Source organism: Nonomuraea terrae (genome assembly GCF_004348995.1).
Lineage (GTDB): Bacteria > Actinomycetota > Actinomycetes > Streptosporangiales > Streptosporangiaceae > Nonomuraea > Nonomuraea terrae.
The window spans coordinates 125,101-139,345 of record NZ_SMKQ01000002.1; the positions used below are offsets into that span (position 1 = coordinate 125,101).

Annotated in this window: 14 protein-coding genes and 1 pseudogene; 7 read left to right on the top strand and 8 right to left on the bottom strand. The window is 68.3% G+C overall.

Features of this window, described 5'->3' with window-relative positions:
* Positions 1 to 4: 4 nt before the first annotated feature.
* Both E1286_RS49800 and E1286_RS01570 read left to right on the top strand, forming a co-directional pair.
* A complete protein-coding gene (locus E1286_RS49800) occupies positions 5 to 814 on the top strand; it encodes a PP2C family protein-serine/threonine phosphatase (RefSeq protein ID WP_246074309.1) in 810 nt (269 codons plus the stop codon).
* An 875-nt stretch (positions 815 to 1,689) separates the two neighbouring features.
* Positions 1,690 to 2,856 carry an MFS transporter gene (locus tag E1286_RS01570; RefSeq protein WP_132608391.1) on the top strand — a complete coding sequence of 389 codons (1,167 nt, stop codon included), beginning with the start codon at positions 1,690 to 1,692 and terminating at the stop codon, positions 2,854 to 2,856.
* A gap of 123 nt (positions 2,857 to 2,979) precedes the next feature.
* Here the strand turns inward: E1286_RS01570 and E1286_RS01575 are convergent, their stop codons facing one another.
* Entirely contained in the window at positions 2,980 to 4,218 is a 1,239-nt protein-coding gene (locus tag E1286_RS01575) for a benzoate/H(+) symporter BenE family transporter (protein ID WP_246074310.1), read from the bottom strand.
* Positions 4,219 to 4,337: 119 nt separating this feature from the next.
* Between E1286_RS01575 and E1286_RS01580 the strand changes: the two genes are divergently transcribed.
* Positions 4,338 to 4,880: a helix-turn-helix domain-containing protein gene (locus E1286_RS01580; protein WP_132608393.1), complete on the top strand. Its 543-nt coding sequence runs from the start codon at positions 4,338 to 4,340 to the stop codon at positions 4,878 to 4,880.
* A gap of 113 nt (positions 4,881 to 4,993) precedes the next feature.
* Here E1286_RS01580 and E1286_RS01585 read toward each other — a convergent pair whose 3' ends face one another.
* The 4 genes and pseudogenes from E1286_RS01585 to E1286_RS51850 form a co-directional block, all read right to left on the bottom strand.
* Positions 4,994 to 6,844 carry a M14 family metallopeptidase gene (locus tag E1286_RS01585; protein WP_223189428.1) on the bottom strand — a complete coding sequence of 617 codons (1,851 nt, stop codon included), beginning with the start codon at positions 6,842 to 6,844 and terminating at the stop codon, positions 4,994 to 4,996.
* A 940-nt stretch (positions 6,845 to 7,784) separates the two neighbouring features.
* Complete coding sequence (locus E1286_RS51840) at positions 7,785 to 8,111, bottom strand: transposase (protein ID WP_425464731.1); 327 nt, start codon at positions 8,109 to 8,111, stop codon at positions 7,785 to 7,787.
* Positions 8,062 to 8,223: pseudogene (locus E1286_RS51845) on the bottom strand (transposase); the annotation flags it as partial. The pseudogene E1286_RS51845 and the gene E1286_RS51840, both read right to left, overlap by 50 nt.
* On the bottom strand, positions 8,145 to 8,441 hold the full coding sequence (locus E1286_RS51850; RefSeq protein ID WP_425464730.1) for a transposase: 297 nt from the start codon (positions 8,439 to 8,441) through the stop codon (positions 8,145 to 8,147). The pseudogene E1286_RS51845 and the gene E1286_RS51850, both read right to left, overlap by 79 nt.
* Positions 8,442 to 8,840: 399 nt before the next feature.
* Between E1286_RS51850 and E1286_RS01595 the strand changes: the two genes are divergently transcribed.
* Complete coding sequence (locus tag E1286_RS01595; protein WP_132608395.1) at positions 8,841 to 9,161, top strand: hypothetical protein; 321 nt, start codon at positions 8,841 to 8,843, stop codon at positions 9,159 to 9,161.
* Between the two features lie 237 nt (positions 9,162 to 9,398).
* On the opposite strand, the gene E1286_RS01600 is transcribed toward E1286_RS01595, so the two are convergent.
* From E1286_RS01600 to E1286_RS01610, 3 genes are all read right to left on the bottom strand, one after another.
* Positions 9,399 to 9,665: a helix-turn-helix domain-containing protein gene (locus tag E1286_RS01600; protein WP_132608461.1), complete on the bottom strand. Its 267-nt coding sequence runs from the start codon at positions 9,663 to 9,665 to the stop codon at positions 9,399 to 9,401.
* 811 nt (positions 9,666 to 10,476) lie between these two features.
* The gene (locus E1286_RS01605; protein WP_132608397.1) at positions 10,477 to 11,751 is read right to left on the bottom strand and encodes an erythromycin esterase family protein; all 1,275 of its coding nucleotides are present in this window, start codon (positions 11,749 to 11,751) and stop codon (positions 10,477 to 10,479) included.
* A gap of 591 nt (positions 11,752 to 12,342) precedes the next feature.
* Positions 12,343 to 12,717 (bottom strand): nitroreductase family deazaflavin-dependent oxidoreductase, encoded by a 375-nt coding sequence (locus E1286_RS01610; protein ID WP_132608399.1) that lies wholly within the window; start codon positions 12,715 to 12,717, stop codon positions 12,343 to 12,345.
* 151 nt (positions 12,718 to 12,868) lie between these two features.
* Between E1286_RS01610 and E1286_RS01615 the strand changes: the two genes are divergently transcribed.
* The 3 genes from E1286_RS01615 to E1286_RS51110 all read left to right on the top strand — a co-directional run bounded on the left by E1286_RS01615 (position 12,869) and on the right by E1286_RS51110 (position 14,226).
* Entirely contained in the window at positions 12,869 to 13,543 is a 675-nt protein-coding gene (locus E1286_RS01615) for a TetR/AcrR family transcriptional regulator (protein WP_132608401.1), read from the top strand.
* A 99-nt stretch (positions 13,544 to 13,642) separates the two neighbouring features.
* Positions 13,643 to 14,095, top strand: coding sequence for an arginase family protein (locus E1286_RS01620; protein WP_223189429.1), 453 nt, complete (start codon positions 13,643 to 13,645; stop codon positions 14,093 to 14,095).
* Complete coding sequence (locus E1286_RS51110) at positions 14,092 to 14,226, top strand: hypothetical protein (RefSeq protein ID WP_281282606.1); 135 nt, start codon at positions 14,092 to 14,094, stop codon at positions 14,224 to 14,226. Before E1286_RS01620 ends, E1286_RS51110 begins: the two co-directional genes overlap by 4 nt.
* The last annotated feature ends 19 nt before the right edge of the window (positions 14,227 to 14,245 follow it).

Consider the following 14,245-nt stretch of genomic DNA (forward strand, 5'->3'; position numbering starts at 1 on the left):
CTGGGTGTCCGATTCCAGGGGGGAGGTGATCGAGCCGTGTCCCGGCTGGCACCGGCTCACCGGGCAGCCGTGGGAGGAACACCGCGGTCACGGCTGGCTGAATGCCGTGCACCCCGACGACCGCGAATCCACCAAGACCGACCCGCCGCGGGTGTCGGGGCTGGAGATCGCCGCCCGGTACCGGGCCAGTGCCACCTCGGCGGAGATCGGCGGCGACTGGTACGACTGCTTCGTACGGCCCGACGGCTCCACCGTGCTGACGATCGGCGACGTGGCCGGCCACGACCTGGCGGCGGCGGTGACGATGAGCCAGCTGCGCAACATGCTCAGAGGGCTGGCGGTGGACCGCCAGGAGCCCCCCGGTGACATCCTGCGCCGTATGAACGTCGCCACCGAGTTGCTGAACGGCGAGGGCACGGCGACCTGCATCCTCGCCCACTTGGAAGGGCCGGACAGCGGCGTCTGGTCGCTTCATTACTCAGTGGCGGGCCACCCGCCGCCCCTGCTCGTCACCCACGAAGGCGAGGCACGCTTCCTGGAAGGCGCCGTCAACCCCCTCCTGGGCGCGGGCTACGACATGTCGCGCAGCAGCTCCGTCGCGGTGCTTCCCGCACGTAGCACGCTGCTGCTCTACACCGACGGCCTGGTGGAAGTGCCAGGAGAGCATCTCGACCTGGGACTGGAACGGCTCCGCCGCGGCTCCGCCTCGCTGGCCCGCGAGCCTCTTGACGACTTCTGCGACAGACTGCTCCAGCTGCCTACGGTGTACAGGGACGACGTCGCCATGATCGCCGTACGCCTGCCGGGGATCTGAGCACACGTGGGCGTTGATCGCCCGCCGTCCCGGTCTACCGCCGGAGCAGTCGATCCTCAAGCACGGCCTGCTCCCCAGTAAACCCCTCCGCGTCGTCCCAAAGACGTGACGACAGCGCGCAACCACGACGGCTCTGACCTGTGGATTGGCGGGGTACGTGCCCGCAGGCAAGATCGCGTCTTGTGCTTGTCCGACTGCTCTAGCTGATCATGCTCCGGGTGCTCAGCCGGCTGATGTTGCCGGGCCGCGGTTAGGCATCGAAGGATGTTGAGAGCATGGTGTTGCGTCGTGAGGTGGCGGTGCCGGCATGGCATCGTCGCCTGTTGCGACCGGCCTGGACCTTGTCCCGCTCGAATATTGAGCTACGCGCCCTGAGCTGCGGTTAAGCGGTGTGGTGGCCTTCGCTGATCATGCCGGCGACTAGCTGCTGCCCTTCCCGCCATCTCGAACGGACGCGACCAAGAGCAGAGGCGGTCCCGCCGAGGGACCACCGGATGAGAACGGTCAAGGGACGGCGCCCGCCCTGTCGTTGCTCGTTGGATGCTCTTCGGCATGTGGCACGGCGCACCACATGGCTGGCAAGGTCGTACAGCCGGCTTTTACCGCCAAAGGGCCGGAACCCCACTTGTGGGTGTCCGGCCCCGGCTTTGTTCCGGTCATCCGAAGAGCTGCTTGGCGACGGCGTCGACTGCCTGATCCAGATCTGTCATGGACGATCCCTTTCTGAGTAGAAGCCTTCCGGATCACCGACTGACACACACAGGCAGCCCTTTATTCGCTGGTGCAGGTGGTCGACCGGTCCGTACGATCGAGCTGATGTCACTGGACAAGCACAGCAGACGGGCCTGAGCGGCATCCGCCCGGACCACGGCACCATGTTCGTGCGGTGGATCTGGTGCCGAGCGGTACTGCACCGCGGCTGGTGGCTGGTGACCAGCGTGTACCTCGTCGTCGACGCGCGTCTGCCGGCGTCGGAACTGGTGCTGATCGGCGTCGCGCAGGCCGTCGCCGCGCTCGTGTTCGAGGTTCCCGCCGGTGTCGTCGCCGACACTCTCAGCCGCAAGTGGTCGCTGGTCGTCTCCCATGTGCTCATGGGTATCGCCATGATCACCACCGGCCTGGTCAGTGACTTCCCGCCGTTGATGGCCACGCAGATGCTCTGGGGGCTGTCGTGGACCTTCGCCAGCGGCGCGGATGTGGCGTGGATCAGTGACGAACTCGACGATCCGGTGCGCGTCCCGGTGGTGCTGATCCGGGCGGAGCAGGCCCAGCTCACCGGGACCGTCGCCGGGCTGGCGGGCATCGGCGGCCTGGCCTGGCTCACCGGTCGCAGTATGGCGATGGTGCTCGCCGGAGCAGCCATGCTGCTCCTCGGCCTGTACGTCGTCGTCGGCTTCCGCGAGGAGCGCTTCGTCCCGGTCCCAGCAAGACGGTGGTCGGCTGCCTGGTCGATCCTGGCCCGCGGGTCACGCCTCGTCCGCGGCAGCCGTATGCTGCTCGCCGTCTTCACCGCGACGTTCCTGGTCAACGGCGTCGCCGACGCCCTCGGCCGGCTGTATCCGCTGCGGCTGGTCACCCTCGCACCGGCGGTCGATCCGGTCGCCTGGTTCACCGGCCTGGGTGTGCTGATGTGCCTCGCGGGGGCAGCCGCCCTGCGCGTCGCGCAGCCCCGGATCCGCTGCCCGCACACCGCCCGGCGCGGCTACGTCGTCGCGTGCGCCGTCGCCGCGGTGGGTGCCGTGGGCCTCGCCCTCGCACACGAGGCGACCAGCGGCAGCCTCGCCGTGCTGCTGGCCGCAGGCGCGTTGCCGCTGACCCGCAGCTTCGGCACCATCTGGGTCAACAACCAGACCGTCGGCGCCGTCAGGGCCACCGTACATTCACTGCTCGCCCAGGCCGAGTACGCGGGGAAGATCGCCTGCGGGCTCGCTGTCGCCGTGATCACCGACCTCGCCGGGGTATTCCTCGCGCTTACGGCGTGCGGCGCGCTCCTCGTAATAGCGATCATCATCGTCCAACGCTTCGGTACATCCCATCATTGAGCTATCACCAGGCGATGCGCCGCGGTCGTGTGCCAGAGCCTGATCAGATCGACGCTCTGCGGACCGGCACGAGGGTGCGGGTGGACCCCGTGGCGGCCGTGAAGGATTTCGCGGGATATTCCCCTACGACTGCTGATCGGCCGGCATGCCAGCCACCCGGCCCGCGGGACGTTCCGCGCCGGCTTCCGCCGTGGATGACGGTTGCTGTTCCCACGGTCGTCGCCTGTGCAGCAGGAGTGCGGTCAGGCCGCCCGCGATCAGGCCCCAGAACGCCGCGCCGATGCCCAGGATGGTCGTCCCCGACGCGGTGACCACGAACGTGACCACCGCGGCCTCCCGTCCCTCCGGCTCGGTCACCGCGCCGGCCAGCGACGAGCCGAGCGCCGACAACAACGCGAGGCCGGCCACCGCGGTGACCAGCACCGGTGGGGACAGCAGCACCAGAGCCATGGCCAGGCCGGCACCGAGGCCGAGTGTCAGCTGCCCGGCGCCGAGGGCCACCGTCGCGATCCACCGGCGGCCGGGGTCGGGGTGGGTGTCCGGGCCGGCGGTCAGCGCTGCGGTGATCGCGGCCAGGTTGACGGCGTGACCGCCGAACGGCGCCGCTGCCGCGCTCGCCAGACCGGTCGCGACGAGGACCGGGCGCAGGGGCGGCACGTACCCGTATGTCGCCATGACCGCCATACCGGGGACGTTCTGCGCGGCCATGGTGACGAGAAACAGCGGGATGGCGATGCTCACCACAACGGACGGGTTCAGCGTCGGGGTGGTCAGCTCGACCGAGGGCCGCAGCGCCGCGCCGGACAGGCCGTTGCCGGGCCCGTGCACCGCGATGGCGACGACCGCCGCGACGAGCGCGCCAGGAACGGCCCACTGCCGCAGGTACCGCTGCAACACCGCCCAGGTCAGGACGACGGGCACGGCCAACAGCGGGATGTCGACGACGGCGCGGACCGGTGCGGTGCACAGGCTGAGGATGACGCCCGCCAGCATGGCACCGGCGATCGGACGCGGGATGGCGGCGATCGCCCGGGCCGGCCATGGCGACAGGCCGGCGAGGACGATGAGCCCGGCGCAGACGATGAACGCGCCGACCGCGGCCGGGAAGCCGCCGGGCACGGGACCGGTCGCCACCAGCAGCGCCGCGCCGGGGGTGGACCAGGCGATGCTGATCGGCATGCGGTACCGCAGCCCGAGCAGGACCGCCGCCGCCCCGATGCCGCAGCAGAGGGCGAACAGCCCGGACGCGGCCTGCCCCGGCGTCGCCCCGACGGCACGCAGCCCAGCGAGGACGACGGTGAACGAACTGGCGTAGCCGACCACCGCGCTGACCAGCCCCGCCATGACGGCCCGCACCCGCACGCCCACCCCTCGGTGTCGCCAGTATCTCAAATCGTTCCGTTTACGGAACGGAAACGGAACGACCCTATCGACGTGGCCACCGCGGGACAAGCCCGGCGGCGGAATGCAAGGATTGCCGGGTGGACGGCCGTAACACGGATATCGGGAGCCGGCTGCGGCGATTGCGGGAGGCCCGCGGCATCTCCCTGTCGGCACTGGCCCGCAGCGCCGGCATCGGCAAGGCCACCCTGTCCGGCCTGGAGCTGGGCACCCGCAACCCGACGCTGGAGACGCTCTACGCGGTGGCAGGAGCCTTGGGCGTACCGTTGACGGCCCTGGTTCTGGAGCCCGGCTCACCGCCCACAGAGGCCGTCCGCGTGCCCGGCGCCGCCGTAACGGCCACACTGCTGGAGGTCTTCGAGGAGCCGACCGCAACGTTCGAGTTGTTGCGCATGCGCGTCCGCCCCGGCGTCGTGCAACACTCGCCGCCCCACGCCCCCGGCGTGACCGAACACGTCACGGTCTACGCGGGCATGCTGCGCGCCGGCCCGGCCGACGCGCCCCTGCTGGCCGCGCCAGGCGAGCACATCTCCTGGCAGGCCGACGTCCCGCACATCTACAGCACGGTCGGCCCGGACGAAGCACTGGCCACCCTACTGATCCGCTCCCCCCGCCAGACCTGAGCCACCGAACCCCGGGCCGGCTGATCGCGGCGATGGCCGGAACGCGAGCATGCGCCGGCGTCACGACATCGTCCCCGCCCCACGCGAGCGTGAGACGGGGACGATTCAGAAGATCAGCTCAGAGGCACCGTCGAGGAGGACAGGCCGCCGCGAACGCTGACGGCGGTCACCTTGACCGTGTCGACGTCGCCCTTGGCCACTCGGAGCGTCACCTTCTGTGCCTTCCCCCCGTCCAGGTAGAACTCGGGAGCTTCACCCACGACCCTCGCACCGTCGACCTCGACGGTGTCAGGGGCGACGATCTTGATCTCCTTCGCCTGCTCCAGCGCGGTGGGGATGCGGCCCGTGTTCGTGACGGTGGCCGCGATCTCGTGGGTCGCACCGTCACTCTGGCCGCCCCTGAGCGTCTTCACCTTCACCTGTGAGAGCCTCACCTGCGGAAGCGACTCGGACAGGTAGAGGTTGAAGCGCGCCTGGTTCGCCGCCCACTCACCGATCAGATCCGCGGACGGGTTCTGCGACCAGAACTTGGGGTTGATCCCGCCGACCTCGACCGTGCCCAGCTTGGGGTGCTGGACCGTGGTCCACGGCAGGAAGCAGTCGGTACGGCCGTTCTCGGCGCACCACCGCGACCTCTCCCAGTCGGAGAACCTGTCGTCGCCGTCGTAGTCCTTGAAGTCGCCGCCGTTCCACAGCTCGTCGCCGTACCAGATCGAGCCGTACTGGAAGTAGCCGAAGTCGGGCCCGTGACCGAACAGCGGCTGGGGGTCACCACCGTTGCGGGTGGCGTAGTCGATGTAGACGCTGCCGGTGTAGCGGTAGCCGGTGAACCCGGCGCCCGCCTTGTCGAAGTGCTCGTACAGTTTGCGGTCGCTCGTGTACATGCACTCCTTCGGGTCACAGGTCGAGGGTCCCCGAAGGTGCATGGGCACCCGCGTGTCCATGCTGTTCACCACGCCGATGTTCGTGTGCGACATCAGCCAGGTGTACACATGGCGCGTCTCCGGCTCCGACAACGGGTACGCTCCGGCGCCGCCCTGGGTCAGGTTCCGCCCTGTCGCGTCGTTCTCGGGCATCACGTGCCAGTTGTAGGGGTAGTTGCGATGCAGGTCGAGGCCACCGATGCCGTCCTCGTTGAAGTCTCCGTCACCGTCGTTGTCGACCCCCTCGGAGAACATGAGGTAGTCGCCGTTACCGGCGCCGACGCTGCGCATGACGTTCTTGGCCGGGTCACGTTCGTCGATCACGTGCGTTCCCTTGCCGGCGCCGACGTGCTGGCGCATCTGGCTCAGGTATCCGTCCTTGTTGAGGTCGTCGCCGGAGTCCTCGTCGAGCTTGCCGTCGCCGTCGTTGTCCTGCGGCCGCACCGACGACCGGTTCGTCTGGGCGGTGTAGAGGTACAGGTCGTGCCCGTCCGGGTTGTTGACCGGCCGGATGTAGAAGGCCTTCTCGGCGAGCAGTTCGTCGACCTTCTCGTCCTTGCCGGCCTGCGTGATCAGATGGTGCGCGAGCCACAGCGCACTCTCGGCCGAGGACGTCTCGCCGGAGTGCCGGTTGCCTTCGAAGAAGGCGGCCGGCTTGTCGGTGTCGGCACCGGTGGACTTGTTCGTGATCGTCAACTGGTAGATCGGCTGACCGCTGAAGCTTTCCCCGACGACGTACAGGTCGACCAGGTCAGGATGGTCGTGGGCCCACTTCTTCAGCCACCACTGGATCTCTATCCCGGTGTGGAAGTGGTCGAAGTCCATCTGCCCGGGCTGCTTCGGCTGGACTTGGGGGTACTTGACGACGTCGAAGGTGCTCTGCCCGTCACGCGTGCCGCCGATCGTGATGGTGGGAGTCGTCGGGGTGACGCTCTCCGGGAAGGGACCCGGGTCCGCGGCCGGCTGCAGGCCGACGGCGTGCTTCGTGGCCGAGGACAGCGCCGTGTCGCCGAATGCGACGGTGCCGTCTGCTCCCCACATGGGCGCATTGGTCATGACGACGGCGGCGCCCACCAGCAGGGCGGTCAGCGTCGAGAGCGGGCGAACTATACGCCGTGAGCGGCGCGCCGCCCGCTGTGAATGCGTAATCGCCGGGTCGTGACGTTCGTCGGGTAATGGATGAGAGTTGTCGGAGGAGCCCACGGCAAATCTCCTATCGTCGCCTTGGTGAATGCCTCGCCGATCGGAGGCACGGCAATCACGCTCTAGGCCGGGGGCGCCACCCGACGGGTAATTCCAGTGATCAACGTAAACCACCATTTTCCGGATGTAAATATCAAAGTCGACCGAACTGGTACATCACTCCCCGTTTCGGATGTTTCGGCTGGTTGGCGCCGTGTCATCGACCGGCTCGGCGACCGGCGAACCGGCCGACGGCACCCGGCGGGCCCCGCCGTCGGTCGGTGACGTCGGCGCGACCGAGGCGGACGGGCCGACGGGAGGCAGAAGGTCCACGGCTGAGGGCGATCCGTCACGGGCGAATGGACGTGATCGCACTGCCCGTGGCTCGTGCTCGTCCGCTGTGGACCGGTGGCCCACGATGCCGGCGACGCCTCCGTGGCCACCCGCCGCGATGGTGGATCGGGTCGCCGTCACACGGTTCGAAAAGGAGCCGTGTGAATGGCTGTTCTGTGCACGTGCGTGCAACTCCAATGGACGTGAAATCGACACCGGAGTTCGCCAGGAAACCGCTTCCGGTCGCGCACTTCGACAAAGACGGGATGTGGAGGTGACGAGTTGCATCATGTGCCGGCCCGATCGACATCGGCGGTGATTTGTCGCCTGCTTGGCATCGGCTATCGACTGAATGACCACAGGCGAGTAGGGCGGCGCAGGAATAAAACAGAAAGTGGAACGCAAGAAGACCACGACAGAAGCGGCGCTCTCTCGGCTGTCGCGGGGCCCAAGGTCAGCTGTCCGCTTAACCGCCGTATACGACCGCGCGGCATCTACCGTCCCACCAGGGCGTGGCCACCCACGGCTGCGCGCTCTTGGGCACGGTGGTGAGCAGATTGCGCAGGTAGTGGGTGCGGCACCGCTGCCAGGCCGCGCCGGGCAGGGCGGCGCCGATAGCCTCGACCAGACCGCGGTGGGCGCCGGAGACGACCAGCTGGACGCCGGCCAGCCCACGCGCCACCCCGTAGGAACGCCGGCCAGCCCGCGCCGTCTTCGGCGCTGGTGACCTCCAGACCCAGCAGCTCGCGCTGGCCGTTGGCGTTGACGCCGGTGGCCACCAGCACGTGCACATTGATCGTGCGGCCGCCCTCACGCACCTTCTGCGTCAGCGCATCCAGCCAGACGCACGTGTACGGGCCGGCGTCCAACGCGCGGGTGCGGAACGCCTCGACCTGCTCATCCAGCACCTTGGCCATCTGGCTGACCTGGCTCTTGGAGATGTGCTTGATTCGAGTTGCTCGACCAGCTTGTCCACCCGCCGCGTCGACACCCCCAGCAGACAGGAGGTGGCGACCACGCTGATCAGCGCCTGCTCTGCCCGCCGCCGGCGTTCCAGCAGCCGGTCCGGATAGTACGAGCCCGACCGCAGCTTCGGTCTCGATCTTGCTACTCGAAGGATCACTCGATGGCCGTCTTCATTTCATGACGCCACGCCTGTGACCAGGCCGAACTCGTACACCACTTCCGTGGACGCAACCCATCGTCATCCCCCGGACGTGCGCTCCGAAGCGGAGGGCCGTCGAGATAGATGTCCGCGGGCGGCGGTTCAGGCGCGCACATCCACAGCACGACCGACCCCGCGATCAGTCCCGCGTGATCCCTACGGCAAGCGCGAACCGCCACCCGAACCCCGGCGCGTCCGGCACGATACCGGGCCGCCGGAGTTAGTGTCTTGCTCCAATCCGGGTGCTCACGTTGACGCGAATTGTCCGGCGAATGTCCTCTTTATGCCCTGTCCTGACACCGTGCGGTCGCATGAGCATGGAGCACGTCAGCAAGCGGAAAGACCAAAGGAGGCGTAATGCGCAACTTCGCACGGGTCCTGACTGCGGTGGCGGGCGGCACGATAGTCCTCGCTGGAATCGCCACCCCGGCGCACGCCGAAGTATGGGGTTGCTACACCGACGTGGACACGCGAACAAACGTGGCGGGGGCGGCATGCACGGGCGGCTTCGGCAGCTACCGGGTGGCCGCGAAGTGCAACTCGGCTCACTACCCCTACACGAGAACCGTCGTCGGCCCGTGGGTGACCAAGGTCTCCGGTCAACCAGGACCAGCCTCCATCGTTTCCGGCGATAGCCAAGGCTGCCACGTCGTCGAGGCTTGGACGCAGGTTCGGTAGGTCCAGGACTCTTCGGCTCCGGCCGGGCGGACGCGAATCACATGGGCCAGCTTCCGGAGTGCCGCCACGACCATTTCCGGATCGGTCACGTCAAACACCTTGCCGGGGTGTCGCAGCGGCTAACCGACCGGATCGAGTTCGAAGATCGGGCATGAAGGTGGCCCAGACGATCCTGGATGTGGCTTGGCCTGGTCAGCGCGGTCGAAGACCAGGCCGTAGGGCGACGAAGCCGCCGGGTCAGTCTCCGGCTGTGCGCTCGCGTTCGTATTCGGCGTTGATGCGCAGCGCTTCGGCGAGCTGGTCTTCCAGGATGATGATCCGGCAGGCGGCTTCCACGGGAGTGCCCTGGTCGACGAGTTCCCGGGCGCGCGCGGCCAGACGCAACTGGTAGCGAGAGTAGCGGCGGTGCCCACCGCTGGAGCGTTTCGGCTCGATCAGATGGGCGGCGCCCAGAGCCCGCAGGAACGTCGGGGTGACGCCGAGCATCTCGGCGGCAGTACCCATGCTGTAGGCGGGGTAGTCCTCATCGTCGAACCGGTCCTCGGCCGTAGGTTCGGCCGTGTCCGTAATCCTGCCGCGAGCGAGCGTGTCACCCTCGGCAGCCGAGCGACGTTGATCCATACATTCCTTCCCGTAACGCGCACAGGGGGCCCCGACGCCTGTTGCGCCGGGGCCCCGAAGAGTTCAACACCATCTACCGGCCATCGGCCGGCTTACCTTGTGCACATCCGCCTTACTGAGCGGCGATGATGCGCGGATCGCGGATTCGTGACCGTAGACCACCTTCCTATCTGTGGAACTGCGGTACCCGAGCGGCGAGACTCAGCCGGCAACGGGCGATCCCGATGGCGTCAACACTCCCTTCATCTCTCTTCCGAAACCACTTGCCCAACTTCACCTCGGCAGCGCGTCCACGCTCTGGGCCCCTTACCACTGCGCTGGCCCTTCGCGTCCGACCTTCTGCCGTCAATCTTGACTTCACCTTGCTCCGGGCAGTTCGTCGTGAAGCTGGTAACTACTGCTGCTGCCCGGTGGATCCGTTCCTTGCGATGTCAGAAACGATAGTACCCACGGTCGCGAATGTCTACCACGGCGACGACAGATTTTCAGTGCGAGGTACGGCAGCTTTCCAGCTGCAGATTGCTCGGCCAGGCCCAAGGTGCGGGAGTGGGTGTTCGCCCAGTGATCAGTCCCCAGCTTGACGCCGGTGGCCGCCGGGCTCGCGCCGGACCGGCCGTCACGTCGAGGACGTCGCCGGCCTCGACGGCGTTCAGCGGTCCGATCCTCGGCCGGCCAGGTTTCTCAGCACAGCGGATCAGGGCTGTATCACGTAGTCGGTGCCCGTCGTATGAGATATGTGAGCCATGGCGTCGAACGCCGCGAACACCGGCATGTCAAGGAAGTAGTCGGCCATGCGGGACTGCTGGAAGGACTCCGCGTCGTCGATGTGGGGACGGGCCTCGCGCAGGTTCGCCATGGTCCAGAGCGAGCCAGCGGGGAATGCCGCTTCGATACTGCTCCCGGTAGGCGGCGGGAGCGGCGCGTCGTACCAGGTGCCCTCCGGGCGCTCCGGCGTCGGTTCGCCCACGATGGCGGTACGGCCGTGACTCGACGTCAGGCCGATGGCCCGGTAGCCGTCTCCCAGAGCGGCGGCGAGGTGGGCTCCGGTGGGGAGCAGCAGGCGGCCGCCGCCCTCAGCCGCGGGAGTCTTCTGGATGTGCCAGTTGTGCGCGGCCAGCACGACGCGAGTGCCCGCGTCCCCGTCCAAGAGCCGCAGCACGGACTCCGCCATGTAGACATCACGAAACGTCGATGCGACCTCGAAGCCCTCCGCAGCGGTGGCGCGGTGGAGCTGATCCAGGTACCAGGCCCCGCGCAGGTGCCACAGAGCTGTGTCGTGCTCGGCCCCGTGGCCTCGGCTCCGCTGTACGAAGGTCAGTCGCTGCATGAGGGCTTTCACCTGGCTCAGCGCGCTGGTCAGCGCGTCTCGTTCGCCGGGGCCGAGTTTCTGGTAGCGGGCGAAGGCCCGCATGGTCACCGGATCGTGGAAACGCTCGGCCACCTCGACGGCCGTCTCCAGGGCGGGGAGCGCGTCGGGACAGGCCCGGTTCAGGTAGCCGGCCAGCTCGTCGAGCGCGGGCAAGGGTGATCCGAAGGCGCCGGGGAGGTCGGTTCCGACACATCTGAGCGACGGTCCTTCGGTCGTCTCGTTCCGTTGCCGCATCCAGGTCAACACCTCGTACATCTGTCGGCACCGCCCCAGGGACATGGCGATGCCGGTCTCGGCGACCTGTTCCACCGTCCCGGGGGCGCCCTGGACCCACGCGTCGAGGACCTGCCCCTGGGTGAACGGAGCCTCCAGGGCGTACACGCGGAAACCGCAGCGTTCGACCAGGAAGCGCAGGATGCGATGGCGCGCCTGGTAGAACTCCCGAATGTGATGGGAGCTTTCTCCCAATGCCACCACCCGCGCATCGCCGACGACGTCCCGGAGCGGTTCGAGATCGTCCGAAGCGGCCTCAAGGTCCAGGGTGTCGATGGCGGCCCCGTGGTCGCGTACCCAGCTTGCGAAACTCCTCTGGCCGGTCATCGTTCGTCTCCATGCCGTCGTGGTGAGTCGTGCGCGTGGGCGCCCTTGGCTCGGCTGTCATGGAAGAGCGTCTCGCGGCGCGCCGACAGCGGTCGTCGTTCCGGAGAAGGCGGTTCGGCTACGCAGTACGGAGCAGCCGTGGCTCGAACTACTGCGCTGGTAGTACCCCTGGCCCCACTACCGATCTGTAGGACCGTGCTGGAAGCCGTGGCAAGTGCGCATCGTGCTTGGCGACCCCCGGAGGTTGCCCAGCCGTGCCGGTTCGGCGGACGTACTCAGGTCGGTGATTCCCCGGGCAGTGTTCAGGTGGGGAGAGAGGCAAGCCGGCCCGTGCCGGCGATCGTGGACCGCATGAGTCACTGGTCGCCTTGGCCCGCCGGGATCGGGGTGGTGGCCGGTGCGGACTCCTGGCGGTGCCGGCGTAGACGTCGAGGCGGGCGGCGACGACGTTCGCGCCACGCGCCTCGATCCGGTGGGCCGGCCGTCGGCATGCCTGTCGCAGGGCCCGCGAAAGCGTCGGTGCCGGCGAGCTTGATGCCGCGACCGGACCGGTTGCGCTCGTCGATCGGTGCTTCAGCGGGACGTCGGTGGTCAGCTCGCGGCCAGGTCCATGCGGAGGAACTCGGTGATGCGGAGCAGCCTCGGTGGGCGTGGCGCCTCATCGGGGAGCGCCTGGAACGCCTCGTCCTCCCCCACCAGGCGTGGGGCGACGAGTTCCATCTCCCTCCCGTCGGCCCGGAGCCGCGCGCCGTCGGCTGCCAGGACGTTCTGCACCCAGTCCGAGCGCGATCCGTACACCAGGACGAAGAGGTAGCCGCCGTCGACAGGATACGCATCGAGAGGCGTGCGGTACGTCGCGCCGGAGACGCGACCGACGTGCGTCAGCACCGGCCACTTCCCGCCCGCGATCGCGCGAGGGTTGAACACCCGTTTGTTCACGTGGCCCCACCATCTCGGCATCGGCATCGGGATCTCCTTCTCTCGCCCCGTCGGGACGCGTCGCGGTCGCCGAGCCCCAGCTGATGCGGGGCCCCAGAAGCCTTACACCCGTAAGATGGCTTACATTTGTAAGGCTGGCTTACGCTCGTAAGGTTGTCAACCGAACTCTGGAGCCGTCGTGTCCCCGCCACCGCCGCAACCACTCAGCAGAGATCTCGTGCTGGAGGCCGCGATCCGGGTCGCGGATCGCGGCGGCGTGGAGGCGATCACGATGCGACGGGTGGCGCAGGAACTGGGCGTGGAGGCGATGTCGCTCTACCACCACGTACCGAACAAGGACGCGATCCTCGACGGCGTGGTCGACATGGTCTTCGCGGCGATCGAGCTGCCCCGTGCCGAGTGCGACGACTGGCGCGACGCGATCCGGGCGCGCGCCTCCTCCGCGCGTGCGGTCCTGTCGCGGCACAGCTGGGCTCTCGGCCTCATGGACTCCCGTCGCAACCCCGGGCCGGCGACGCTACGTCACCACGACGCCGTCCTCGGCGCCCTCCGCGAGGCGGGGTTCACGCTGCCGATGGCCGCGCACGCCGTCTCGCTCATCGACAGCTACATCAGCGGGTTCGTCCTCCAGGAGGCGAGCCTGCCGGTGATGACGCCGGACGATGTCGAGGAAGTGGCCGGCGGCATCCTCGAGCGTCTGCCGGTGGACGAGTTGCCGTACCTCACAGAGATGATCGTCGACCACGCCCTGCGGCCGGACTACGACCACACGAGCGAGTTCGGCTACGGCCTGGACCTGATTCTGGATGCGCTCGACGCACGCCGGAGGCGGACCCCCGATACCGCTACGTGAGAAATGCCAGGGCACGGACTGGTCCGGAATGCTGCGCTCAGGCCGCCCACATCTCTGATGATCTAGAGATCTGATCCTTATGTCTCGTATTGTCGCCGCGTGGCCACTGTGCTCTGCGTACCACAATGGCAACGTTCGGCGTCGGGCAAGGCGCTGCGGCTGGTGGTCGGCGCCCACCGCGCCGCCGAGCTCGTTCCGGCCGATGCGGTGGTGACGGTGCCGGTGGCCGAAGCCGGTGGGGACAAGATCGCCGGGGTCCGCGCGTTCGACGTGCTCGTGGAGAACCAGTGGCTGACGCGGCAGGCACTGGCCACCATCGACGACCGGGTGATCACCGTCGGCGGCGACTGCGCCGTCGACATCGCGCCGATCTCCGCGGCCCACGCCCGTTATGGGAACGCGCTGACGGTGCTGTGGATCGACGCGCACCCGGACGTCTACAGCCCGCAGACCCTGCCCTCGGGGGCTTTCCACGGGATGGTGGTACGCGCGCTGCTCGGCGACGGGCCGGCTGGCTCGCGCTTGAGCGGCACCTCACGCCACAGCAGGTGATCACCGCCGGCGAGCGGGCGGGTGACGCGTCCGAGCACGAGTACCTGGCGGAGACCGGCCTGCGCAGGTACGGCGTCGACCCCGGCGAGGCCGAGGTGATCCGGCGGCTGGGTGCGGCGCTGACGCGTTGACGCTGCCTGCGGTCGACTG